Source organism: Streptomyces sp. NBC_00683, assembly GCF_036226745.1.
Lineage (GTDB): Bacteria > Actinomycetota > Actinomycetes > Streptomycetales > Streptomycetaceae > Streptomyces.
Window position 1 is genome coordinate 5,452,677 of the sequence record NZ_CP109013.1, and the last position, 24,291, is coordinate 5,476,967.

Annotated in this window: 20 protein-coding genes and 1 tRNA gene; 15 read left to right on the top strand and 6 right to left on the bottom strand. The window is 70.6% G+C overall.

What is annotated here, in order from left to right:
* Positions 1–104: 104 nt before the first annotated feature.
* The 3 genes from OG257_RS24390 to OG257_RS24400 all read right to left on the bottom strand — a co-directional run bounded on the left by OG257_RS24390 (position 105) and on the right by OG257_RS24400 (position 4,195).
* Entirely contained in the window at positions 105–2,129 is a 2,025-nt protein-coding gene (locus OG257_RS24390) for an AMP-binding protein (protein ID WP_329210718.1), read from the bottom strand.
* A gap of 483 nt (positions 2,130–2,612) precedes the next feature.
* Positions 2,613–3,092, bottom strand: coding sequence for a heme-degrading domain-containing protein (locus OG257_RS24395; protein WP_329210720.1), 480 nt, complete (start codon positions 3,090–3,092; stop codon positions 2,613–2,615).
* On the bottom strand, positions 3,089–4,195 hold the full coding sequence (locus OG257_RS24400; protein ID WP_329210722.1) for a Gfo/Idh/MocA family oxidoreductase: 1,107 nt from the start codon (positions 4,193–4,195) through the stop codon (positions 3,089–3,091). Before OG257_RS24400 ends, OG257_RS24395 begins: the two co-directional genes overlap by 4 nt.
* A 56-nt stretch (positions 4,196–4,251) precedes the next feature.
* Here OG257_RS24400 and OG257_RS24405 point away from each other — a divergent pair, with 56 nt between their 5' ends.
* From OG257_RS24405 to OG257_RS24470, 14 genes are all read left to right on the top strand, one after another.
* Positions 4,252–5,382, top strand: coding sequence for an ROK family transcriptional regulator (locus OG257_RS24405; RefSeq protein ID WP_329210724.1), 1,131 nt, complete (start codon positions 4,252–4,254; stop codon positions 5,380–5,382).
* A gap of 166 nt (positions 5,383–5,548) precedes the next feature.
* The gene (locus OG257_RS24410) at positions 5,549–6,544 is read left to right on the top strand and encodes a hypothetical protein (protein ID WP_329210726.1); all 996 of its coding nucleotides are present in this window, start codon (positions 5,549–5,551) and stop codon (positions 6,542–6,544) included.
* 54 nt (positions 6,545–6,598) lie between these two features.
* On the top strand, positions 6,599–7,372 hold the full coding sequence (locus OG257_RS24415; RefSeq protein ID WP_329210727.1) for a GntR family transcriptional regulator: 774 nt from the start codon (positions 6,599–6,601) through the stop codon (positions 7,370–7,372).
* A 105-nt stretch (positions 7,373–7,477) separates the two neighbouring features.
* Entirely contained in the window at positions 7,478–8,602 is a 1,125-nt protein-coding gene (locus tag OG257_RS24420; RefSeq protein ID WP_329210728.1) for a TIGR03364 family FAD-dependent oxidoreductase, read from the top strand.
* The gene (locus OG257_RS24425; protein WP_329210730.1) at positions 8,599–9,306 is read left to right on the top strand and encodes a phosphonatase-like hydrolase; all 708 of its coding nucleotides are present in this window, start codon (positions 8,599–8,601) and stop codon (positions 9,304–9,306) included. The genes OG257_RS24420 and OG257_RS24425 overlap by 4 nt, the downstream gene beginning before the upstream one ends.
* On the top strand, positions 9,303–10,457 hold the full coding sequence (locus OG257_RS24430) for an ABC transporter ATP-binding protein (protein WP_329210732.1): 1,155 nt from the start codon (positions 9,303–9,305) through the stop codon (positions 10,455–10,457). The genes OG257_RS24425 and OG257_RS24430 overlap by 4 nt, the downstream gene beginning before the upstream one ends.
* Positions 10,450–11,331: a 2-aminoethylphosphonate ABC transporter permease subunit gene (locus tag OG257_RS24435; RefSeq protein ID WP_329210734.1), complete on the top strand. Its 882-nt coding sequence runs from the start codon at positions 10,450–10,452 to the stop codon at positions 11,329–11,331. Before OG257_RS24430 ends, OG257_RS24435 begins: the two co-directional genes overlap by 8 nt.
* The gene (locus OG257_RS24440; protein WP_329210736.1) at positions 11,318–12,115 is read left to right on the top strand and encodes an ABC transporter permease; all 798 of its coding nucleotides are present in this window, start codon (positions 11,318–11,320) and stop codon (positions 12,113–12,115) included. Before OG257_RS24435 ends, OG257_RS24440 begins: the two co-directional genes overlap by 14 nt.
* A gap of 36 nt (positions 12,116–12,151) precedes the next feature.
* On the top strand, positions 12,152–13,213 hold the full coding sequence (locus OG257_RS24445; RefSeq protein ID WP_329210737.1) for a 2-aminoethylphosphonate ABC transporter substrate-binding protein: 1,062 nt from the start codon (positions 12,152–12,154) through the stop codon (positions 13,211–13,213).
* 176 nt (positions 13,214–13,389) lie between these two features.
* Positions 13,390–14,853, top strand: coding sequence for an alkaline phosphatase family protein (locus OG257_RS24450; RefSeq protein ID WP_329215323.1), 1,464 nt, complete (start codon positions 13,390–13,392; stop codon positions 14,851–14,853).
* A 120-nt stretch (positions 14,854–14,973) separates the two neighbouring features.
* On the top strand, positions 14,974–15,768 hold the full coding sequence (locus tag OG257_RS24455) for an HAD-IIA family hydrolase (RefSeq protein ID WP_329210738.1): 795 nt from the start codon (positions 14,974–14,976) through the stop codon (positions 15,766–15,768).
* A gap of 86 nt (positions 15,769–15,854) precedes the next feature.
* On the top strand, positions 15,855–16,403 hold the full coding sequence (locus OG257_RS24460; RefSeq protein WP_329210740.1) for a hypothetical protein: 549 nt from the start codon (positions 15,855–15,857) through the stop codon (positions 16,401–16,403).
* Position 16,404: 1 nt separating this feature from the next.
* Complete coding sequence (locus OG257_RS24465) at positions 16,405–17,082, top strand: class F sortase (RefSeq protein WP_329210743.1); 678 nt, start codon at positions 16,405–16,407, stop codon at positions 17,080–17,082.
* A 277-nt stretch (positions 17,083–17,359) separates the two neighbouring features.
* A complete protein-coding gene (locus OG257_RS24470; RefSeq protein WP_329210745.1) occupies positions 17,360–18,406 on the top strand; it encodes a glycoside hydrolase family 6 protein in 1,047 nt (348 codons plus the stop codon).
* A gap of 55 nt (positions 18,407–18,461) precedes the next feature.
* On the opposite strand, the gene OG257_RS24475 is transcribed toward OG257_RS24470, so the two are convergent.
* The 3 genes from OG257_RS24475 to OG257_RS24485 all read right to left on the bottom strand — a co-directional run bounded on the left by OG257_RS24475 (position 18,462) and on the right by OG257_RS24485 (position 22,826).
* Positions 18,462–20,396 (bottom strand): kelch motif-containing protein, encoded by a 1,935-nt coding sequence (locus tag OG257_RS24475; protein ID WP_329210747.1) that lies wholly within the window; start codon positions 20,394–20,396, stop codon positions 18,462–18,464.
* Entirely contained in the window at positions 20,393–22,303 is a 1,911-nt protein-coding gene (locus OG257_RS24480; RefSeq protein ID WP_329210749.1) for a glycosyltransferase family 2 protein, read from the bottom strand. Before OG257_RS24480 ends, OG257_RS24475 begins: the two co-directional genes overlap by 4 nt.
* Positions 22,304–22,752: 449 nt before the next feature.
* Positions 22,753–22,826 (bottom strand) — tRNA-Lys (locus OG257_RS24485).
* 172 nt (positions 22,827–22,998) lie between these two features.
* Between OG257_RS24485 and OG257_RS24490 the strand changes: the two genes are divergently transcribed.
* Positions 22,999–24,282: a peptidoglycan-binding protein gene (locus OG257_RS24490; protein ID WP_329210750.1), complete on the top strand. Its 1,284-nt coding sequence runs from the start codon at positions 22,999–23,001 to the stop codon at positions 24,280–24,282.
* The last annotated feature ends 9 nt before the right edge of the window (positions 24,283–24,291 follow it).

Sequence of the window (24,291 nt, forward strand, 5' to 3'; positions counted from 1 at the left end):
TCGGCGTACGTAGGAGAGGTGCGGAGCGAGCGGGCGGTGCTGCGCGTCGGGGCGGTGTGCGGCCGCCTCCGGGCGGCGGGGGGTCCTGTTCCGGGCGGGACGGTTCAGCCGTCGTCGCCACCCGCGAGGAGGCCGGCGGCGTGCGCCTCGTCGACGGCCAGCGGGCGGCTCTCCAGCAGCTCGGCCAGCTTCGCGACCGTCGACGCCTGGAAGAGGTCCCCGACCGTGACGCGCACCGGCAGCTCCTGCTCGATCCGCACGGCGAGCCGGGCGAGGAGCAGGGACTGCGCCCCCGAGGCGAAGAAGTCCTCGTGGACTCCGACTTCGGGCCGTCCGAGCAGTTCGGCCCAGACCGTCGCTATCAGTGACTCCAGGGCGGTGCGCGGAGGTGTGCGGTCCGTCCCCCCGGGCGTCGCCACCGCGGCGTCGGCCCGCAGACCGCCGATCCGGGGCAGGTCACCGGAGAGATACGCCTCCCGGGTCGCGCGTCGCTGGATCTTCCCGCTGGAGGTCTTGGGGATGGTCCGGGGCGGGATCAGCACCAGTTCGTGCAGTTCGGCGTCGCACTCCTCCCACACCGCGCTGCGGCTCCGCAGAGTGACGGCTTCGAGGTCCGCTCCGTCCGCGACCTCGGCCACCAGGACCAGCCGCTCCTCGCCGTCCACGGGGACGGTGAACGCCGCTCCGCAACCGGGCCGCAGGGCGGGGTGGCCCTGCTCGGCGGCGTTCTCCACATCGTGCGGATAGAGATTGCGCCCGCGCAGGACGAGGAGATCCTTCAGCCTTCCGGTGACGGCGAGCGCACCGTCCGCGTCCAGCGCTCCCAGGTCTCCGGTGCGCAGGTAGGGGCCCCGGCCGTCCGGCAGGGTGGCTCCGAACAGTGCGGCGCTCTCGGTGGGGCGCCCCCAGTAGCCGGTGGAGACACTGGGGCCGGACACCCAGATCTCGCCGACCTGCCCGGGGTCCGCCGGGGCGAGCGTGGCGGTGTCCACGACGACGACGGACTGGCCGCCCCGAGCCGTCCCACAGGCGATCCTCGGCACCCCCTCGACCGGGAAACGCCGCACGTTCTCGCCCACGGGGTCCGCCGTCACCAGCAGGGTGGCCTCCGCGAGGCCGTAGCTGGGGCGGCAGGCGGCGGGGTCGAAGCCCGCGCCGGCGAACCGTTCCGCGAACCGTTCGACCGTCTCCACCCGTACCGGTTCCGCGCCGTTCACCGCCGCACGCCAGGAGGACAGGTCGAGCGACGCCAGCTGCTCGTCGTCGATCTTGCGGACGCATAATTCGTAACCGAAATTCGGGGCCGGGCTGATTGTCCCGCGGTGCACCGAAATTGCTTTCAGCCAGCGATAAGGCGACTGAAGGAAATGTAACGGGGCCATCAGGACAGCGGGGAATCCGCCGTGAAGGGGAGACAGAATAGCGCCTATGAGGCCCATGTCATGGTATGGAGGAAGCCAGCTGACCATCACATCTTCGGGCGTTCCGGCAAAGGCCTGATAAATGGTTTCCGCGTTGTGCACAAGGTTCGCATGGGTGAGTACCACCCCCCGTGGCAGCCGGGTGGAGCCCGACGTGTACTGGAGGAACGCGACCTGGTCGGCCGTCGGTCCCGCGGGCTCCGCCCGTCCTTCGGCCGCGGTAGGGGCATCCTGGGCGGGGACGGCTTCCTCCGCCCGCGCGTCCGTCGCGATCCATGCCAACGGGGCGTCCAGCACCGACCTGGCGACCGGCAGCAGATCCTTCGTGGTCAGGGCGATGCTCGCGCCGGCGTCGGCGACGATCGCGTCCAACCGGCCCAGGCTGCGCGCGTCCTGCGGCGGATAGGCCGGGACCGCCACGATTCCCGCGAGGAGGCATCCGTAGAACGCGATGACGTAGTCCGGCCCCGGCGGGAAGAGGAGCAGGGCCCGCTCGCCCGGCCGGTGCCCGGCGGCCAATGTGCTCGCCACGCCGTCGGCGGCTTCCAGGAGGTCCCGGTATCCGATGCGCAGCTCGTCCTCCTCGCCGTCGGTGAGGAAGACGTAGGCGGTGGCGTCGGGCTGCTTCTCCGCCCGGTACCGGAGCACATGGACGAGCGTGGGGAATTCATGTGCGGGTATTGCCGATATTGCTTCCGTTTCGGACATGCTCACCGCTTCTCGTGGACGCGATAATGCCAGAATTTCAGCCACCGGCTGGTCGCACGAGACCAAACGCTAAAACAGCGCCATCCTTACGTCAACGGCGCTGATAGATTCATGGGGCAATGGTGGACGGAATCCTGCCACCGCGACCCGATCGCCGATCGTTTCGGGATCATTGCCGCTATGTGTCGCCGTATACGTACGGGCGACACCGGAGTCCCTGCCGACCGGTACGGCACGCGCGCGGGATGATCGTCGATCTCCGTTCCCGCAGGCAGCGACCCTGTTCGCGGCGCGGACCGCGAAATCCTCCGTCGCCATCGATCCGGCCGCGCCCCGGCCACGACGCCGGCGAGGGCCGCCCGGCAGGACGGCCCCCACGGGCGAACGCTCCGGATGTTGTCCGAAACATGACAGGTGCATGTGCGGTGCGTCTGTGCGGTCCGCGGGCCACCGTCACGTCGACCGGCCCGGCGGACCGCGATTTCAGGACGGGCGGCGCGTCGCGAACTGCTCCAGGGCCTCGACCACCAGTGCGTGGTCCTCGGCCTGGGGCAGGCCCGACACCGTGACCGTACCGATCACGCCCGCACCCTCGACCGAGATCGGGAACGAACCGCCGTGCGCCGCGTACGTGTCCGGATCCAGGCGGGAGGACTCCTCGAAGGTGGTGCCCTTCGCCCGGAAGCGGGTGCCCACCAGGTAGGAGCTCTCCCCGTACCGCTCCACGACCTTGCGCTTGCGGTCGATCCAGGCGTCGTTGTCCGCGCTCGAACCCGGCAGCGCGGCATGGAAGAGCTGCTGCGCGCCGCGCCGGATGTCGATCGCGACCGGGGCGTGCCGGTCGCGGGCCAGCGCGACGAGGAGGCCGCCCAGCGCGTACGCGTCGTCGTAGCTGAAATGCGGCAGCGTCAGACGCCGCTCCTGCGCGATGAGCTCGGAAATGGTCGGAGCGCTGGGGTTCATGCGTGCTGCTCCTCGTCGTGGTGGGGAAGAAGGGTGACCGAGACGCCCTCGCGGGCCGAGCGGCGCGCGGCCTCCAGGACGTCCAGCGCCGCGGCGGCCTGCAGGGCGGTCACCGGGTTCTCACCGGTGCCGCGCAGGGCCGCCGCGACGGCCGCGTAGTACGCGGGGTAGTCGCCCGGGAGCGTACGGACCGGCTTGCCGCCCCCGGTCAGCGGCGACTCACCGGCGCCGAGCCGGCCCCACAGCTCCTCGGGCTCCTCGCCCCAGGGCTCGCCGGCCGACGGGCGGACACCGTCGCGCAGGGCGGCCTCCTGCGGGTCCAGGCCGTGCTTCACATAGCCGGCCTTCGAGCCGAGCACCCGGAAGCGCGGGCCCAGCTGGGCCGTCGTGGCACTGACGTACAGGTGCGAACGGACGCCGTTCGTGTGCGTGATCGCGATGAACGTGTCGTCGTCGGCCGCCGCACCGGCCCGGCGTACGTCGGACTCCGCGTACACCTGCACGGCGGGCCCGAACAGGGTGAGCGCCTGGTCGACGACGTGGCTGCCCAGGTCGAACAGCAGCCCGCCGATCTCCTCCGGGTCGCCCGACTCGCGCCAGCCGCCCTTCAGCTCCGGACGCCACCGCTCGAAGCGGGACTCGAAGCGCAGTACGTCGCCGAGCTCGCCGTCCTCGATCAGCTGCGCCAGCGTGCGGAAGTCGTTGTCCCAGCGGCGGTTCTGGAAGACCGAGAGCAGCAGCCCCCGGCTCTCGGCCAGCGCGGCCAGCTCGCGGGCCTCGGCGGCCGTACCGGCGAGGGGCTTGTCCACGACCACGGACAGGCCGGCCTCGAGCGCGGCCGTCGCGATCGGGACGTGGGTCCGGTTCGGGGAGGCGATCACGACGAGGTCCAGCTCGTCCGCGCGAGCGAGGAGCTCGTCGGGCGAGGCCGCGAACCGCACACCGGGGAACTCGGCGCGGGCCTGCGCCTGCCGCTCCTCGTTCGAGGTGACGACCGTGTCGAGGACGAGGCCCTCGGTCGCGGCGATCAGCGGGGCGTGGAAGACGGAGCCCGCCAGGCCGTAGCCGACGAGTCCGACGCGGAGAGGGGCGTTGGCAGTCATGCAAACCACTTAAGCAACGCTGTTGCCAAAGTGCAAGCTATGGGGACAATGGTCGGGTGAACAGGAGCAACACCAGGGGCGGCGGCGGTGCGAACCTGCCGACCCTGCGCCACCACAACGCCTCGCTCGTGCTCGACCTGCTGCGCGTGGCCGGTGAGCGCGGGATCAGCAGGCTGGAGCTCGCCGAGCGCACCGGACTCACCCCGCAGGCCGTCAGCAAGATCACCGGCAGGCTGCGCGCGGAGGGGCTGGCGGCCGAGGCCGGTCATCTCGCCTCCACGGGCGGCAAGCCCCGCACGGTGCTGCGACTGGTCCCGGACGCGGGGTACGCCGTCGGGCTCCACCTGGACCGTGACGAACTGACGGCCGTCCTGGTCGATCTGTCCGGCACCCCCGTCGGCACCCGGACCACCCCTCTCGACCTCGGCGCTCCGGCCGCCGAGGTCGTCGCGACCGCGGCCCATGCGGTGGAGACGGTACGGGCAGGGGCGCCCCGGACCGAGGACCGGCCGGTCTTCGGCGTGGGGGTCGCGATGCCGGGCCCCCTGGACCACCGGGCCGGGGTGCTGCACCGCGTCACCGGGTTCCCGCAGTGGGACGGTTACCCGCTGCGGGACGCGCTCGCCGAGCGGACCGGGCTGCCCGTCGTCGTCGACAAGGACACCAACGCCGCCGCTCTCGGCCTCGCCCTGCGCGAACGCGGCGCGGCCGACTTCGCGTACCTGCACCTGGGCACCGGGCTCGGTGCCGGGATCGTCCTCGGCGGGACGGTGCACCGCGGAGCCCGTACCGGCGCGGGGGAGTTCGGTCACCAGACCCTCCAGCTCGACGGCCCCCCGTGCGGCTGCGGCGGGCGGGGCTGCATCGAGGCGCTCTGCCTGGCCGCCGTGGCCCGCGGTGACATCGCCGAGGCGGCCCGGGTCCTCGGGGCGGGCGCCGCCAACCTCGTCGGACTGCTCGACATCGACCGGGTGGTCCTCGGCGGCCGTACCGTCGCCGCCGACGAGGACGCGTACGTACGAGGAGTGCACGCCGTGATCGAGGAGCGAGCCCGCCGGGACGGCACCGGCGCCCCGGTGCCGGTCACCGTCGCGGGCGGCGGCGACCGCCCGGTCGCCGACGGGGCGGCCCAGCTGGTGCTGGCGCCCGTGTTCGGCCGGGTGGGCGAGGGCGGCGAACAGGACTGAGCGGCACTGAACGGCCCCGATCGGGGCTGTTCGGGCGGACTTCGCCGCCCGAACGGGCGGAGTTCCCCGCCGGCAGGTGGCATCCCCCGGGGGTGCGTGGCAGCGTCGTCCGCGGCAGCCGGCACCCCCGAGCCGGTCGTTCGCGAGCAGCGAAGGGTGTCCGTCCATGCCCCCCAGATCAGCCGCACGAATGCGCGACGGCCGTGTCTTCTCCACTCTCGGGACGTTCGGGCTGGCGGCCGGATTCGCCGTACCCGCCGTCCTCCTCGGCAGCACGCAGGCGGGCGCCGCACCGGAGGCACTCGCCTCCGCCGTCAGCCTCCGGCAGCCCGTCTGCGGCCGGCCCGACGCCGAGGACTTCCCCATCGAGACCCGGATCCACGGCGGTCCGGACACGTACGCCTCCGGCGGTGGCTACGGCATCTGGTACCTCGACCTGACCAACAGCACGTCCGAGACCTGCCGTGCCATCCATCCCGTACTGGTGCTCACCGACCGGGACCGCACGCTCACCCCGTCCCAGATCCAGCTCGAGTTCTCGGAGCGGTCCGATCCGGACACCCAGCACCGCGTGACCTGGGAGACCACCGAACGGCACGAGCAGATCGGCGTGTTCGGCAGCGGCGAGGACGACGACTTCCCCGGCTTCACCGTGCCGGCGGGGCGCACGGTCACCGTCCAGGTCCGGATGGCCTTCACCTCGGACACCGCGCCCGGCCCGGTCACGGCCAACGCGGCCGTCGTCCAGCGGCTGTCAGGAGCGGAGAAGAGTGGCGGTGACGGGGACTGGGTCGGCGAGTCGGCCGACTACAGCTTTACCGTCATCGAGGGGAACATCGACGGCGGCACCGACGTGGAGTCCGGCACCGGGACGGGTACCGACGAGGACGCCGGCACCGGGACGGGCGATGAGGGAACCGGTACCGGGACGGGCGATGAGGAAACCGGCACCGGGACGGGCGATGAGGAAACCGGCACCGGCAAGGAAACCGGCACCGGGACGGACACCCCCCGCCGCGACGCGGCCGGGAATCCGCTCCCCGAACTGGCCCGCACCGGACAGGACAGGGCCGCCGGGGCCGGGCTCACGGCCGCCGCGCTCCTCCTCGGCGGGGTCGCGGCGCTGGCCGGTGCCCGGAGGATCCGCAGGGTGCGGGACTGACCTGCCCGCAGGAACCGCCATGTCGCGTTCATGTGTGTCTGCCAGCATCGGGCCGTGGACTTTCCGAACGACCAGGCACCCGGCGCACCGATCCGATCCGGCATTCCGGAGCACGGGCGCATCCCCAAGTACTACGCAGTCAAGGCTCACCTCTCCGTCCTGACGGACGAATTGGGCGAAGGCGGAACGCTGCCCACGGAGCGCGACCTCGCGGTGCGCTACGACGTGTCGCGCGAGACCGTGCGGCAGGCGCTGCGCGAACTGCTCCTGGAGGGCCGACTGCGCCGCCAGGGACGCGGCACCGTGGTGGCGGGGCCCAAGCTGGAGCAGCCGCTCTCCCTTGCCAGTTACACCGAAGGGGTGCGCAGACAGGGCCGCAGGCCGGGCCGCTCCCTCATCGGGCTCGACAGGTTCCCCTGCCCCGAGGCGCTCTCGGCGGAGATCGGCATCACCCTCGGCGAACCCGTCTGGCACCTGGAGCGCGTCCTGCTCGCCGACGACGACCGGGTCGGCCTGGAGAGCACGTACGTCTCCGTCGCCCGTGTCCCGGACCTGGACACGGAGTTCGACCCCGACTCGTCGTTCTACGCCTACCTCCGCGAGCGGCTCGGCATCTCCTTCGGCGACGCCGACGAGCGGATCGAGACCGTACTGGCCACCCCGCGCGAGGCACTGCTGATCGGCACGCCGCCCGCGCTGCCCATGCTGCTGCTCCACCGGGTCTCGCGGGACACGGCGGGCCTGCCGCTGGAGCGGGTCCGCACCCTCTTTCGAGGCGACCGGTTCTCCTTCACGACCCAGCTGGGCGGGCAGCGGCACGACCGCTAAAGGTCACGGAACAATAACGGGTCTAGTCCAGTCTTGGGGGGTCGTTCACCCCCCGGCTGCCGCCCGGATTCGTCCGGGTCACCCGCCCCCGCCAGCGTTGCCGTCGTGAGAGTCATCGTCGTAGGAGCCGGCGTGGTGGGAACCATGCACGCCTGGCACGCAGTGAACCGCGGCCACGAGGTCGTACAGATCGAGCGAGAGAGCGAGGCCCGCGGAGCGTCCCTCCGCAATTTCGGCCAGATATGGGTGAGCGGCCGGGCGGGCGGTGAGGAGCTGGACACCGCACTCCGGGCCCGCGAGCTCTGGGAAGGCATCGGCCGGCAGGTTCCGGGGCTCGGTTTCCGCGCCTGCGGATCGCTCACCCCGGTCCGCGGCGCACTGGAACTCGCGGTCGCCGAAGCGGCCGTGGCGCGCCCCGACGCGGCATCCCGCGGCTACAAGCTGCTGACCCCCGGCGAGGCGCGGGCGGTCAACCCGGCGCTGCGCGGGGACTTCGAGGCCGCCCTGTGGTGCGAGCGGGACGCGGCCGTCGAGCCGAGGACCGCCCAACTGGAGCTGAAGAAGGCGCTGCTGGCCTCCGGCCGCTACACGTACCTCGGCGGCCGCGAGGTCCGCGAGGTCATCGGCGACAGCGCCGTCCGCGACGACCACGGCGACGTGCACACGGGCGACACCGTCGTCCTGTGCACCGGCGCCTGGCTCGGCGGCCTCGTCCGCGAACTCGCCGGCCCCGGCCTGCCCGTGCGCCGCGTCCGCCTCCAGATGATGCAGACCGACCCGCTCGGCGAGGAGCTGACCACCTCCGTCGCCGACGCCGACAGCTTCCGCTACTACCCGGCGTACGCGGGTGAGGCCCTGGACGCGCTCAACGCCGGCCAGGCCCAGGACCCGACCGCCGCCGAGCACCGGATGCAGCTCCTCATGGTCCAGCGACGCGGCGGCGGACTGACCATCGGCGACACCCACGCGTACGAGCACCCCTTCGACTTCGACACGGTCGAGGAGCCGTACGAGCACCTCACCCGGGTCGCCGAGTCCTTCCTCGGCCGCCCGCTGCCGAGGATCCGGCACCGCTGGGCCGGGGTCTACGCCCAGTGCACCGACACGAGCCGGGTCGTCCACCGCCAGCAGGTGCGCGGTGCGACCTGGCTGGTCACCGGGCCGGGCGGCCGCGGAATGACCTGCTCGCCCGCCATCGCCGAAACGACCGCCAACGAACTGGGCTGGTGAACACGTTGACCGAGAAGCGCACCCACAACCTGATCGTGCTCGACATGGCCGGAACCACCGTCGCCGACGGCGGACTGGTCGAGCGGGCCTTCGCGTCCGCCGCCGGGCGGCTGGGCGTCGAACCCGGCTCCGCCGACCACACCGAGAAACTGGACTACGTCCGCGCCACCATGGGCGAGTCCAAGATCTCCGTCTTCCGCCACCTCTTCGGTGACGAGGACAGGGCCCAGCAGGCCAACACCGCCTTCGAGGAGGCGTACGGGGAGCTCGTCGAGAGCGGCCTCGTCGCCCCGGTCCCCGGCGCCCCGGAGGCGATCGAGGAGCTCAGGGCGGCCGGCCGCACCGTCGTCCTGTCCACCGGCTTCGCCCGCGCCACGCAGGACGCCATCCTCGGCGCCCTCGGCTGGCGTGACCTGGCCGCCCTGACCCTGTGCCCCGCCGATGCGGGCGGCCGGGGCCGCCCCTACCCGGACATGGTCCTCGCCGCCTTCCTGCGCACCGGCGCGGTGGACGACGTCCGGAGCATCGTGGTCGCGGGGGACACCTCGTACGACATGCTCAGCGGCGTACGCTCCGGGGCCGGCATCGTCGCGGGCGTCCTGACCGGGGCCCACGACAAGGACCAGCTGGACCGGCACGGTGCCACACACGTCCTGCGGTCGGTCGCCGAACTGCCGGACCTGATCGCGCGGGCCGAGGCATGACGGGCGGCGGCATCAGGTTCGACCGGGTCAGCGTCGCGTACGGCGCGAACACCGTCCTCGACGCTCTCGACCTGACCGTCGAACCCGGCGAGGTCATGGCGCTCCTGGGGCCCTCCGGCTCCGGGAAGACCACCGCCCTGCGCGCCGTCGCCGGATTCGTCCGGCCGGTCTCCGGGCGGGTGTACCTCGGCGACCGCGACGTCACCGGGCTGCCACCCCACCGGCGGGGCATCGGCATGGTCGTCCAGCAGTACGCCCTGTTCCCCCACATGCGGGTCCAGGACAACGTGGCCTTCGGGCTCAAGGCCAACAAGGTCCCCAGGCCGGAGATCCCCGGGCGGGTCACCGAGGCACTCGAACTCGTCGGCATGGCCGCCTACTCCGGGCGCTACCCCCGCGAGCTCTCGGGTGGCCAGCAGCAGCGCGTCGCCATCGCCCGCGCGCTCGCCATCCGGCCGGGTGTCCTGCTGCTCGACGAACCGCTCTCCGCGCTCGACGCGCAGCTCCGCTCCGGAATGCTCGCCGAACTGGCCCGCCTGCACCGCGAACTGCCGGACGTCTCCATCCTGTACGTCACCCACGACCAGGTCGAGGCGCTCACGCTCGCCGACCGGATCGCCGTCATGGACCGGGCCAGGCTCCAGGACTGCGGCACCCCGCAGGAGCTGTACCGCCGCCCGCGTACCGAATTCACCGCTTCGTTCGTCGGCAACGCGAACCTCCTGCCGGTCACGGTCGGTCCTGGGTCCGTCGCCTTCGCGGGGACGCACCTGGAGCTCTCCACCGGCGAGGCGGCCGAGGGCAGCACGGCCACTCTGTGCGTACGCCCCCACCTCGTCGGTCTCGGTGAGGGCCCCAATGCCCTTACCGGCACGATTGCCGAGGTCCAGTGGCGGGGCTCCACGCACCGGCTGTACGTGGACGTCGACGGTCACCGCATCAAGGCGGATGTACGGGAGTTGCGCGAGACGCCGGTGCTGGGCGACGAGGTCACGCTGCACTTCGCGCCCGAGGACGCCGTACTGCTCCCGGCCGGCACAGCGGTTGCGCAGCCTTCGGCAGCGCCGTGTCCTCAATCGCCGGACGGGCTTGATTTTCAAGCCTGCCCGGCGATTGAGGACAGGACGGCGACAGGAGTGGCCCATGGCTAGCGTGGTCGCCGAAGACGTCCGCCAGGGTTCGGCAGACCGTGGTGTCCCGCGCCGGCGCACGGCGGCCTGGATCTGGGCCCTGCCCCCCGTGGCCGTCCTCGCGCTCGTCCTCCTCTATCCCCTGGCCCTCGTCGTCCAGCAGTCCGTCACCCCGGACGAGGGCGGCACCTCACTCACCCCGTACGCGGACGTCTTCGCCTCCGAGTCCTTCCGTTCGGCGCTGACGACCACAGTCTGGCTCGCCGTCGGATCGACCGCCGGCTGCCTCGTGCTCGGGTTCGCGCTGGCCCTGGTCATCGCGTTCGTGCCGTTCCCGGGCGGCAGGGCGGTCGCCAGGTTCATCGACGTCTTCCTCTCCTTCCCGTCGTTCCTGATCACGCTCGCCCTGCTGTTCATCTACGGCACGGTCGGCATGGCCAACGGCCTGTGGACCGATGCCACCGGAGCGCCCGAGGGGCCCTTCCACTTCCTCACCACCCCGTGGGGCGTACTCCTCGCGGAGATCACGTACTTCACCCCGTTCGTGATGCGGCCCCTGCTCGCCGCCTTCTCGCAGCTCGACACCGCGCAACTGGAGGTGGCGTCCTCACTGGGCGCCCGCCCCGCACGGATCGTGCGGAAGGTGATCCTCCCCGAGGCCCTGCCCGCACTCGCGGCCGGCGGCAGCCTCGTCCTCGTCATGTGCCTCAACGAATTCGGCATCGTGCTCTTCACCGGGGCGAAAGGGGTCACCACCCTGCCGATGCTCGTCTACGGCAAGGCGATCCTGGAATCCGACTACCCGGCCGCCTGCGTCGTCGCCGTCGTCAACATCGCGATCTCGGTCGGTCTCTACAGCCTGTATCGGATGGTGAGCCGCCGTGCTGGTGCATAGCCGAGCCGGGAAGTGGGCCACCTGGGCCGTCTTCCTCCTCCTCTTCGTCCCGCTGTTCGCGGTGCCGCTGCTGGTCCTCGTCGCCGCCTCGTTCACCACGAACTGGTCCGGTGCCTTCCCCTCCGGGCCCACCACCGAGCACTACGCGGCCGCCACCAGTGGCGACTCCCTCCAGGCCCTCACCACCAGCCTGGTCACCGCCCTCTGCGCCAGCCTGCTGGCCCTCACCATCGGCTCCTGGGCCGCCGTCGCCGCCGCCTCGCTGCGCAAGCGGGGCAGGAGGCTCCTGGACGCGCTGTTCATGCTGCCGGTGGCCGTACCCTCCGTCGTCGTCGGCCTCGCGGTGCTCGTGGCGTTCAGCCGGCCTCCGGTGCTGCTCAACGGAACGCGCTGGATCGTGATCCTCGCGCACACCGTTCTTGTCACCGCGTTTGCCTACCAGTCGGTTTCGGCCGCGATCGTACGTCTGGACCCCATGTACGAGCAGGCGGCCGCCAGCCTCGGCGCGCGCCCCGGTTACGTCCTGTGGCGGATCAAGCTGCCGCTCCTGCTGCCGTCGCTGACGGCCGCCGCAGGGCTCTGCTTCGCCCTGTCCATGGGCGAGTTGAGCGCCACGATGATGCTCTACCCGCCGGACTGGACACCGCTGCCGGTGCAGATCTTCGCTGCCACCGACCGTGGCTCGCTCTTCACCGGAGCGGCGGTGGCCGTGGTCCTGATGGGCGCGACGCTGCTCGTCCTGCTCGGCGTCTCCCGCATCCGGACCAGAGCCTCGTACCGCTGACAACCCCGCTCTTCACCTCCAGGAGATACGACACCCATGCGCAAGAACCTCCTCACCCCGGTGGCCGCCGTCACCGGCAGCCTCGTACTCGCCGCCACCCTGTCCGCCTGCGGCGGCTCCTCGGCCGCCTCCGACGAGAAGGTCGTCACCGTCTACAGCGCCGACGGCCTCAAGGGCGAGAACGGCGACGGCTGGTACGACAAGGTCTTCGAGGACTTCGAGAAGAAGACCGGCATCAAGGTCGAGTACGTCGAGGGCGGCTCCGGCGAGATGGTGCAGCGCGCCGTCCGCGAGAAGTCCAACACCCAGGCCGATGTGCTCGTCACCCTGCCGCCCTTCATCCAGCAGGCCGACTCCAAGGGGCTGCTGAAGGCGTACGAACCGGCGGGCTCCGAGCAGGTCGACGGCGCGGACAAGGCCGCCGACGGCAAGTGGACCTCGGTCGTCAACAACTACTTCGGCTTCATCTACAACAAGAAGGAGCTGACGACCCCGCCCAAGAGCTGGGAGGAGCTCCTGGACGGGAAGTTCAAGGAGAAGGTCCAGTACTCCACCCCGGGTGTCGCGGGCGACGGCACGGCCGTTCTCATCAAGGCCATGCACGACTTCGGCGGCAAGGAGCCGGCGATGGAGTACCTGAAGAAGCTCCAGACGAACAACGTCGGCCCGTCCGCCTCCACCGGCAAGCTCGCGCCCAAGGTGGACAAGGGCGAGCTGCACGCGGCCAACGGTGACGTCCAGATGAACTTCGCGCAGTCCAAGGACATGCCGAACCTCGGCATCTGGTTCCCCGCGAAGGGCAGCGGCAGGCCCACCACCTTCGCCCTGCCGTACGCGGCCGGTCTGGTCGACAAGGCCCCGCACAGCGAGAACGGCAGGAAGCTGCTCGACTTCATGCTCTCCGAGCAGGCCCAGAAGGACGTCAGCGCGGTCGGCGGCGGCTTCGCCGCCCGCAAGGACGTCAAGGCCACCGATGCCAACGCGACCGAGCTCAGCAGGCTGATCGAAGGCGTGGAGATCTTCGAGCCCGACTGGTCCGATATCGGCACCAACCTGGACAGCTACGTCGATGCCTGGAAGTCGGCGACGGGTAGCTGACCGTTGCCGCATCATTCACCGCGCAGGTGTGGAACGCCGGTGAAGCGCAACGGAATCATAACGGGTCTGTACCCACGCTCAACTCCCTTTCTGTTATGGGGAGTTGAGCACCATCAACCGTCTCCCTTCCCTCGGAGGACCTTGTGTCCGCAGGACTGTCCCGCCGCACGCTCCTCATGGGCGCCGCCGCCCTCGCCACCGCCGCCGGACCGCTCTCCGCAGCCGCCGCGCGCGCGGCGGCCCGCACCCCCAAGGTCCTGGCCATCGGCCTGGACGGCGCCATGCTCGGACGGATCAAGGACGCCACCGCACCGAACCTCGACGCGCTCATGGCGTCCGGACTCACTTCGGGCAGCGCGATCTACGCCAACCCGCTGGCGCCCACCGTGTCCGGCCCCGGCTGGTCCACCGTCATCACCGGTGTCTGGCCCGACAAGCACGGTGTGAAGGACAACAGCTTCACCGGGAGCAAGTTCTCCCAGTACCCCGACTTCCTCACCCGGATCGAGACCGCGAAGCCCGCCCTGTCGACGTACGCGGTCGCCTCCTGGAGCCCCGTCACCGACACGATCTTCTCCTCGAAGGTCGACACCCGTGTCTCCACCCCGGCCGCCGAGTACGACACGGGAACCACCAGCCGTGCCGTCGCCGAACTGAGGAACGGCAACCGGGACGCGGTCTTCGTCCACCTCGACAACATCGACCACGCGGGCCACAGCCACGGTGCCGCGAGCCAGCAGTACCTCGACGCCGTCCGCACCGCGGACACCCAGATCGGCCAGCTCGTCGCCGCCGTCACCTCGCGGGCCTCGTACGCCCTTGAGGACTGGCTCATCATGGTCACCGCCGACCACGGGCACACCGACGCGGGCGGCCACGGGGGCTCCAGCGCCGGTGAACGCCAGACCTTCCTCATCGCGAGCGGCGGCGGCATCTCCGCGGGCTCCGTCCGCCACGACATCAAGATGCCCGACCTCGCCGCCTCCGCCCTCGCACACCTCGGCATCGCGATATCCCCGTCCTGGAACCTGGACGGCCGCCCTCTCCAGCAGCCCTCCCCGGACGCCTTCGACGCGCTCCGGCCGCAGCTGACGACCCGCGTCGACGAGACGGGCATCGGAGCCGGAGTCCTCGGCTTCACCCACACGCCGCCCGCGGGCTGGACCATCGAGAACGGGGCGATGGGCACCGGCGGCATGACCGAATGGCGCGGCTGGACCTTCACCACCGACGAGTTCTGGACCGCTGCCGAACGCGACCAGTGGCGCGAGTCCAACGTCCGCGCCCGCAACGTCTTCGCCGTCGCGGACGGCGACGAATGGGTCGACAAGGGCTACACCGGCACCTTCGACTCCACCCTGGTCAGCCCCGCCTGGCCGGTCACCGGCGGCACCACGGCGGTCCTGCGCTACACCACGCACTACCGCCAGGAGGCCCCGCAGAAGGGCGAGGTCCTCGTCTCGTACAACGGGGGTGCTCCCGTCCCCGTGAAGACGTACACCGCGGACGCCGTCGCCAAGGACGAGACGATCACCCTCCAGGTCCCGTCCGGCGCCACGGACGTCAAGGTCCGGTTCCGCTACACGGCGGGCAACAACTGGTACTGGGTCGTCGACGGGGTCAAGATCAGTTCCTCCTGACCCGAGAGTTCCGCCAGGTCGGACAGGCACCCTAAAATCAAGGACGTCGGCGCTGCACAACGCGGTGCCGCCGGCGTCCGGCACCCCGAGTGCACAGTGCGTACGGCAGGAGCACGTCCCATGGCAGAGCGCAAGCCGATCGAATCCTGGCTGACCGACATGGACGGGGTCCTGATCCACGAGGGCACGCCGATCCCCGGGGCCGACGCCTTCATCAAGCGGCTGCGGGAGTCCGGACTGCCGTTCCTGGTCCTGACCAACAACTCCATCTACACGGCCCGCGACCTGCACGCCCGCCTCAAGCGCATGGGCCTGGACGTGCCGGTGGCGAACATCTGGACGTCGGCCCTGGCCACCGCCCAGTTCCTGGACGACCAGCGGCCGCAGGGCACGGCGTACGTCATCGGCGAGGCGGGGCTCACCACCGCGCTGCACGACATCGGCTACGTCCTCACCGACCACGAGCCCGACTACGTGGTGCTCGGCGAGACCCGTACGTACAGCTTCGAGGCGCTCACCAAGGCGATCCGGCTGATCAACGGCGGGGCCCGCTTCATCTGCACCAACCCGGACGAGACCGGCCCCTCCGCCGAGGGCCCGCTGCCCGCCACCGGCTCCGTCGCCGCGCTGATCACCAAGGCCACCGGCAAGGCCCCGTACTTCGCGGGCAAGCCCAACCCGCTCATGATGCGGACCGGGCTCAACGCGATCGGCGCCCACTCCGAGACCTCCGCCATGATCGGCGACCGGATGGACACCGACGTGCTCGCCGGCCTCGAGGCCGGGATGCAGACGTTCCTGGTGCTCACCGGGCTCACCACGCACGCCGACATGGACCGCTACCCGTTCCGGCCGTCCACGGTCGTCGACTCGATCGCGGACCTGGTCGAACTCGTCGACCTGCCGGTGGAGTAACCGTCCCCGGCCGGAGGTCACCCGACCGGCCCACAGCGGATGCGGGGAGCAGTGACGCAGGTGAACCTGCCATCAGGAGGTTTACGATGCGTTCACTGCCCCTCACGTTCTGTGCCACTGTGGCGGCCGCGACCATAGCCCTGCCCGCGTCCACCGCACTGGCCGAATCCGAGCCCAAGGACCACAAGGGATCGGTCTCGGTCACCCCGTCCAATGTCTCCCCCGGCGGGGAGGTCGAACTCTGGGTCGACGCCTGCGGCAGGAGCAGGTCGGCCACGGGGAACTCCGAAGCCTTCGTCTCCGAAGCGCGCTTCGCGCCGGCCGACGGCAAAGGCCTCTTCGCCGAGGCCCGGATCCGCTCCGACGCCGCTCCCGACGACTACGAGGTCTGGGTGACCTGCAAGGACGGCCACGGCAAGGCCACCGGCACGTTCACCGTCGTCCACCACAGCCGCCCCTCGCCCGTCGCCCCCGTCCGGGCCGGCGGCGGAGGCACCGCGACCCTCGCCGAACAGGCCGGCGAGCAGAGCGGTCCCGGGACCCGGCACGCGGTGATCGGACTCGCCCTCGGCGCCGTAGCGGCCGTAGCCGTCGCGTTCCGCAGTGCGCGACGCCGCCGTTCGGCGCTGGACTGACATGCCGGCCTCCGACCGCCCCGCAGGATCCGGGCGGTTGCTGACCGGTGTCGCGTGGGCCGTCCTCCTGCTGGGGCTGTGGCTGTGGGGCCGCGAGGCCACCGACGGCAGTTCCGCGCCGACGACCGGCGATGTCGCCGCGGTGGGGCGCCCCCTGGGCGTACCGCTGCCACCGGCGCACGACCCCCTCGACGGGGCCGCACCGCAGCGGGTCGAGATCCCCTCGATAGGGATCGAGGCACCCGTCGTCGGCCGCGGCCTCGACACCTCGGGCGCCATCGACCCGCCCCCGTACGAGATGCCGCAGACCGTCGGCTGGTACGACAGCGGCACCGAGCCCGGCACCGAGGGCGCCGCGCTCTTCGTCGGCCACGTCGACACCGAGACGAAGCCGGCCGTCTTCTACGGGCTCAGCGCGGCCCGGCCCGGCGAGAAGATCCGGGTGAGCCGGTCCGACGGGACGGTCGCCGAGTTCACCATCGACGACGTCCAGGTCGTCACCCGGGAACGCTTCGACGCCAAGAAGGCTTACGGGCCCCGCGAGGACGGGCGGGCGGAGCTCCGGCTGATCACCTGCGGCGGTACGTACGACCGGAAGTCCCACGCGTACACGGCCAATGTGGTCGTCTCGGCGTATCTGACGGGCGAGAAGCGCGGCGCGGCCAGGAGCAGCGCCTGAGGCGGGCCCCCGCCCGCTCACCGGGCCCGGCCGGCGGCCCGCTCCCCCTCGGAGTCGCCGGCCGGGCCGGTCCTCGACCGCGGTGCCCGGACTGCGGGAGAAGCCCGGCACAGCACGGGAGGTCGGTGGTCCGCACTGCAGGACACTGTAGGGCGGGGGACCGGCGCGGCCCAGTGGGTTTTTGACAGGATGTCCGGGTCCGGAGGAGGCGTCCACCGCCCGCAGCGCTGTGCCAGGATGGATCCGACCGGTAGTACATCGCTGCGAGGGGGAATGGATGTACGGCAGTTACACCGGCCGGTCCGACGTGCGCACGCGCGCGAGGACGACCGGACCGAGGGCCGGTACGGCAGCCGCGATCGGGGCGGTCCTGCTGCTCGCCGGGTGTTCCTCGTCCGGCGACGGGGACAAGGGCGCGCCCGCCGCCGTCGAACAGCAGCCCAAGGGGAGCGACCCGTACTGGGTCAACCCCGACGGGAACGCGGCGAAGCAGGTGGCCTCCTACGTGGAGGACGGCGACAAGAAGAAGGCCGACCTGATCCGGAAGATCGCCGAGCAGCCGGTGGGCGAGTGGATCGGTCCGGAGAATCCGCAGGAGGCGGCGAAGGGCTTCACCGAGGCGGCCGAGAAGGCCGACCGGGACGCCCTGCTGGTCCTGTACAACATCCCGCACCGGGACTGCGGACAGTTCTCGAAGGGCGGGGCGGCGGACGGCGATACGTACCGGGCCTGGGTGGAGAGCGTCGCCCAGGGCATCGGGGACCGCCGGGCGACGGTCGTCCTGGAACCGGACGCCGTGCTGCACCTGGTCGACGGATGCACCCCGCAGGAGTTCCACGAGGAGCGGTACGACCTGCTGAAGGGCGCGGTCGAGCGGCTGAAGAAGCAGCCGGGCACCACGGTCTACGTGGACGCGGGCAACGCGGGGTGGCAGACGCCCGACGCGCTCTTCCAGCCCCTGCAGCGGGCAGGCGTCGCGGAAGCCGACGGATTCGCCGTCAACGTGTCCAACTTCCAGACGACGGCGGCCAGTACGGAGTTCGGCAAGCAGCTGTCCGCGAAGGTGGGCGGCAAGCCCTTCGTGATCGACACGAGCCGCAACGGCAACGGCCCGTACGACGGCGGCGACCCCGCGGAGAACTGGTGCAATCCGCCGGGACGGGCGCTGGGCGAGCCCCCGACGACCGAGACGGGCGACGACCTGGTCGACGCGTACCTGTGGGTCAAGCGGCCGGGCGAGTCGGACGGCGACTGCAAGGGCGGGCCCAAGGCGGGCGACTGGTGGGCGGAGTACGCGCTGGGCCTGGCCCGCAACACGAAGTAGCCGAGGGCCCCGTGCGGCCTGCGGGGCCGCACGGGGAGCCTTCGGGCGAGAGGTCCTAGGGGACCTCGACCCAGGTGCCCTCGGACGGCGTGCCCTGGTCGTCCGTGACGAAGAGCATGTACCAGCCCGACGGGACCAGTGCCCGGTTCTTCGGGACCGTCACGGAGACGCTGTCCGCCGTCTTCTCCAGGTCCAGCGCGATCGACCGCTGGTCCGTGTCCGTGACGTGGGTGACCGCACTGGGCCGCATCAGCTTCGCCGAGGCGATGGAGGACGCGTGCTGCGTCGTGAACAGCCCCGTGCCGCCCCGCTTGATCCGCTTCGGGCCGGCCGTGAGCTCCGGTCGGGCATCGCGGTACAGGTACGGCGGCGTGTAGATCTCGATGCGCTGCTCGAACGTGCCGGGCCGCGTGTTCGCCGCGTCCGAGTAGAGCGAGTCCGAACCGAAGATCATCACCCGTCCGTCGGGCAGCAGGACCGAGCCGGAGTGGTAGTTGCGGCCCACCGCCGGGTCCGCGACCCGCTTGTACGTGTCCGACTTCGCGTCGTACAGCCGGGCCTGCAGGCTGTCCGAACCACCGCGCCCGCGGTAGTCGTTGGAGCCGCCCGTGACGAGCAGGGAGTCGTCGGGGAGGAGGGAGGCGCTCGGGTAGCGGGTGCCCTCGGACAGTGACGCGCCGTCCTTGAACCTGGGGTCGTCCTCCCGGAGGTCGACCAGCCGCGACTTCTCGCTGGACTTCTCGGACTCGCCGACGCCGCCACCGCCGATCACCATGAACTTCTCGTCCTGGGCGGGAGGGAGCCGTACGGTCGCCGACGTCTCCATCTTGTCCGGGTCGCTGAGGCCGGGGATCTTCTCGAACTTGTTGGACTCCAGATCCCAGATGCCGGGGGCGCGGCCGACGTTCGCCGGTCCGTAGCCGGCATTGGAACCGGAGTAGAAGAGCTTGCCGCTGTTCAGCAGGAAGACCGCCGGGTAGGTGGGGAACTTCCGGACGATGCCGGTGTACTCCCACTCCTTGGTCTTCGGGTCGTAGACCTCGTCCTTGCCGGGGACTATCTGCCCGATCTCGTCCAGGCCGGAGAGCGCGAGGACCTTGCCGTCCTTGAGCGTGGTCAGCGTGGGGTACCAGCGGGCCTCGTTCATCGGGTCGACGGTGATGTACTTCTCCGCCACCGGATCGAACTCGTAGGCCTCCTTGATGCCCTGGAAGTCCTTCTTGTCGAGGGCCAGCTTCTGCGCGATTCCGTATACGTTCCGGGTGTCGGAGCCCGACAGGCCCGCGATCCGGTAGTTGTCCTCGGTGCCCGTCTCGTACTTCGCACCGGACTTCTGCGCCTCGACGTAGATCCGGCCGAGCCCCGGGTCGTTGCGCAGGAAGGCGCCGGTCTGCTTGTCGAAGACCTTGGTGGCCTTCTCCACGAGCACCGGGTCCTTGGTGACGAACGTCCTGCCGTTCTCCTTGCCCGTGAAGCGGGTGCCCGCGGGCAGCGTGATCGGCTTGTCGGGGTCCTCGTTGTGGACGATCATCAGGCCGCCGGCCTTGGTGACATCACCCTCGAGCTTCTCGTACTGCTTCGTGCCGCCGGCTATGAGGAGCTTGCCGTCGGGCAGCTGCGTGTGGCCCGCGCAGAACATGTCCTTGGGCGTCGGGATGTTCTTGTACGTGTTCGCCTTCGGGTCCCACAGCACGGAGCGGAAGCTCTTCGCGTCGAAGTTCTTCTGGTTGTTCCCGGAGCCCGCGACGAGCAGCACCTTGCCGGTGTGCAGCAGCGCCGCGTGGATCGTGTTGATCCGGAACTCGGAGGGGATGTCCAGGAAGTCCCAGTGGCCGTTCTCCGCCTTGTACTCCGGCTTGTTGATCGTGTACTCGTGGTAGCGCTCGGTGCCGACGCGGTACAGCCACGGACCGTTCGCACCCGCGAGCGCCAGAACCACCGCCGTACTGATCGCCAGACGGCGGGTACGGCGGCTCGGACGGTACTTCATGTTTTACGTCCCCCAAGGGCGATCTGCATGGTCTGGTCGTTCCCCGCCCAGGTGGGCTGCTCCTGCGGAGCGTGCTCCGGCCGGGGAGTGTCGGAGCCGCCCCGGCGCTTCTTCTTCTTTTCGGCACGGACGGTGTGCCGCCAGCCGAAGATCGGTGCCGCGGTGATCAGCAGCGCCAGGCAGGCCCAGGTCAGCATGGCCGGGTGGTTGTGCCCGTTGAAGAAGGACGCGGCGATCGACCCGCCGAAGACCAGGATGAAGAACAGGTGGATACGGAAGGTGCCGAAGAGGGTGTCCGGGCTGGACGAATCGCCCTTGGGCGTCACCACGAACGAGCTCTTGCGGCGCAGCACGGCATCCATCAGCGAGCGTGCGTAGATCGGCGCGGAGAGTGCGGACATCACCATGCCGGCGAGGCCGCCGGAGCCCTCGGGCTCGTGCGGCGAGACGTTGTGGCGGCGGTTCCAGATGTAGAGGCCGATCTGGAGCGCCGAGGCGTTGCCGTACAGCATCATCCAGATCACCGGGTCGATCTGCACACCGGAGGCGCCCATGCCCAGGAACAGGGCACAGCTCAGTGCCGCGAGGATCCAGTTCATCGCCGACATCGGATAGAAGATGATCATCATGGTGTAGTTGAAGAGCTTGCCCGCGGGGAGCGAGAAATAGCCCTTCCAGTACTGCTTGAGGATCGTCTCGTACGTGCCCCGTGACCAGCGCAGCTGCTGGGTGAAGAAGTCGGTCCACGCGGTCGGGCCCTCGCCGACGGCCAGGACGTCCGGGGTGTAGACGGAGCGCCACTTCTTGCCGGTGAGCGGGTTGCGGTGGCGGTGGATCTCGAAGCCGGTGGCCATGTCCTCGGTGATCGAGTCGTACAGACCGCCGATCTGCTTGAGGGCCGAGATCCGCACGGCGTTGCTCGTGCCGACGAACATGGGTGAGCCGTAGCGGTTGCCGGCGCGCTGGATCAGCGCGTGGAAGAGGAACTGCTGGGACTCCGCGGCCTTCGTGACGAACGTGTCGTAGTTGCCGTAGACCTGCGGGCCGATGACGAAGCCGATGTCCGGGTCGCGGAAGTAGCCGAGCATCCGCTCCAGGTAGTTGGGCAGCGGGACGTGGTCGGTGTCCACGGACGCGAAGAAGTCGTAGGCGTCGCCGTGCGCGTCGAGCCAGGCGTTGTAGTTGCCGTGCTTGGTCTTGGCGCGGTGCGGGCCCTTGGCCTGGTTCCAGTGCGCGACGCCCTTGCGGGAGAAGTGGTGCACCCCGAGCCGGGCGCAGACCTCCTTCACCGCGGGGTCGTCGCCCTCGTCCAGCAGCCAGACGTGCATCAGCCCGCGGTGCCTGATCCTCACGGCGGCCTCGAGCGTCTTCGTCACCATCTCCAGGGGCTCCTTGCCCGGGACGAAGGAGGTGAGGAAGGCGACCCGGGTGCCGGTCTCCGGGACGACGGGGACCGGGTCACGGGCCACCAGCGTCGCGTGCGCGTTCGACAGGACGTTCATCGTGCGGAAGAGCTCGATCAGGCCGATCGAGACGAGCATGACGATGTCGAGGACGAGCAGCGTGTCGTTCTTGAGGTTCGGGTCGCGCTCCGTCCAGTGCTCGGGCTGCATCAGCCAGGCGAACAGGCCGAGCGAGAGGAGCGGTGCCGCGCCGAGCAGCAGGGCCGCGCGGATCCGGTGCGGCTCCTGCGAGAGGAGTGAGCGGAACTGGACCGTGTACGGCCGGGTCGGGTCGGGCTGGGTCAGAGGCCCGGCGAGCCGGCTGTAGTGCTCGTAGTCGTAGCGCGGCAGCGCCTTCTTCGTACGTCGCCGTGATCCCCCGGTGCGCAGCTGCGGGGGTATCCGCAGCTGTGCCGTCCGGGAAGGGTCGTTGTCGTGCCGGTCGCCTGGCGGCGTCGACGTCATGGTCATCCCCCCGCACGCAAGCCGTCTGCGTGGTTGATCGGTCAGTTCGTCCGTGCGGCCGGGTCCCCTCGTTCACCACGTCCGCACTCTGTGAAGGGCCACCGTCCACAGGGACATGGAATGGAACCCTTCCGGTTGCATGATGCCCCCTCGGCATCAGCGCCTGAGCGGGACCCCCACCCCGCGGGGAAAGCAACCGGAATGCTTGCTTCCGTCGTCTCAACTGCATGCGTCCGAAGCCTCCTTGGAGTCCACGGCACCAGGACAGGTTGTCCGACCTGTGGCGTGATCGCAAGGGTGAAACAGGCTGTTTACCGGGCATACGCACGATTTGGGTGACGCGTGTGAAGGGGCGTGCGGAGGTGGCCGTCGGCGCCACGGAACCGCTCCGCCCTCGGGGCATACGAACAAGGCCCCCTCACGCGCGGTGAGGGGGCCTTGCTGTTGCGTGCGCCGTCAGGGACTCGAACCCCGGACCCGCTGATTAAGAGTCAGCTGCTCTAACCAACTGAGCTAACGGCGCCTGCTGACCTGGAGAACTCTACCCGATCCGCCGGAGTGCTCCTGACCGATTCCCGGCCGGTCCGGCCTGTCGGATGGTCGTTTTTTCCCTTTGGTCCGTCAATATGAGAAATGTCTGTCGTGAAGTTGAGATACGGAAGATCCGACGGTTGCGGAGGGGAAGAGGGAGTGGCATGACTGTGCCGGTCTTCGAGGAGTACGAACCCGCCATCGACTGCGGCTGCGCCGGGTGCGCCCAGCAGCGGCGCGCCGCCGCGGCACTGCCGGTGAGGTACGGCGGCCACCCGGCCGCCCACGGTGCGCGACGCGCGCTGGTGCTGGTCACCGCGGCGGGAATGGTCCTGTCCTGCGGGGCGGCCGAGGCGGCGTCCCTGGCCCACCGGGGTGCGGGGGCCGCCGGGGCCGCGGATCCCCAGCCCGTCACCCCGCAGGGCTCGGCCGGGCCCCTGAACGGCACCGGAGCCTCGGGGCCGCCGTCCGGACCGGCGTCCGTGCCACGCGCGACGACCCGGACCGCCATCATCGACCGCGCCAAGAAGTGGGTGTCCTCACAGGTCCCCTACGACATGGCGAAGTACTGGTCCGACGGGTACCGACAGGACTGCTCCGGCTATGTGTCGATGGCCTGGAACCTCGGCAGCAACGAGTGGACCGGCAGCCTCGCCGCGTTCGGGACGAAGATCGCCCGGGCCGATCTGCAGCCCGGCGACATGCTGCTCTTCCACAACCTGGCCGACCCCGCGGTGGGCTCGCACGTCACGATCTTCGGCGGCTGGAGCGACAGCACGCACAAGCACTACCTCGCCTACGAGCAGACCCGGCCGCACACCCGCAAGGCGACGACGCCCATGGCGTACTGGAGCAACTCCTCCAAGTACGTGGCGTACCGCTACAAGGGCCTCACGAGCGGAACGAGCGGCAGCGGGGCCGGCACCGCGTTCCCCGGGGTGAAGAAGTTCGGCGCCGGTGCCGACAACGCGTATGTGACCCAGCTCGGGAAGATGCTCATCGCCCAGGGCGGCAAGCGCTTCTACAAGAAGGGCGCCGGGCCGCGCTGGAGCGACGCGGACAAGCGGGCCACACAGGCGTTCCAGAAGGCGCAGGGCTGGAAGGGCAAGGAAGCGGACGGCATCCCCGGCCCGGACACCTGGAAGCTGCTGGTCAAGGGCAACGGGCGCAGGATTCCCGCCGCCGGATCGGGCGGCAGCCCGAGCGCCGCCCCGGCGTACCCCGGGCGCGGCGTATTCAGGCCGGGGCAGTCCAACAGCCATGTCCTCAAGCTCGGCACCCAGTTGGTGGCGAAGGGATACGGCGCGCAGTACGTGACGGGCCCCGGCCGGAGGTGGACGGAGGCGGACCGCCGCAACGTCGAGGCCTTCCAGCGGGCCCAGGGCTGGCGCGGGGGCGCGGCCGACGGGTATCCGGGGCCGGAGACCTGGCGGCGGCTCTTCGCGTGACGGCGACGA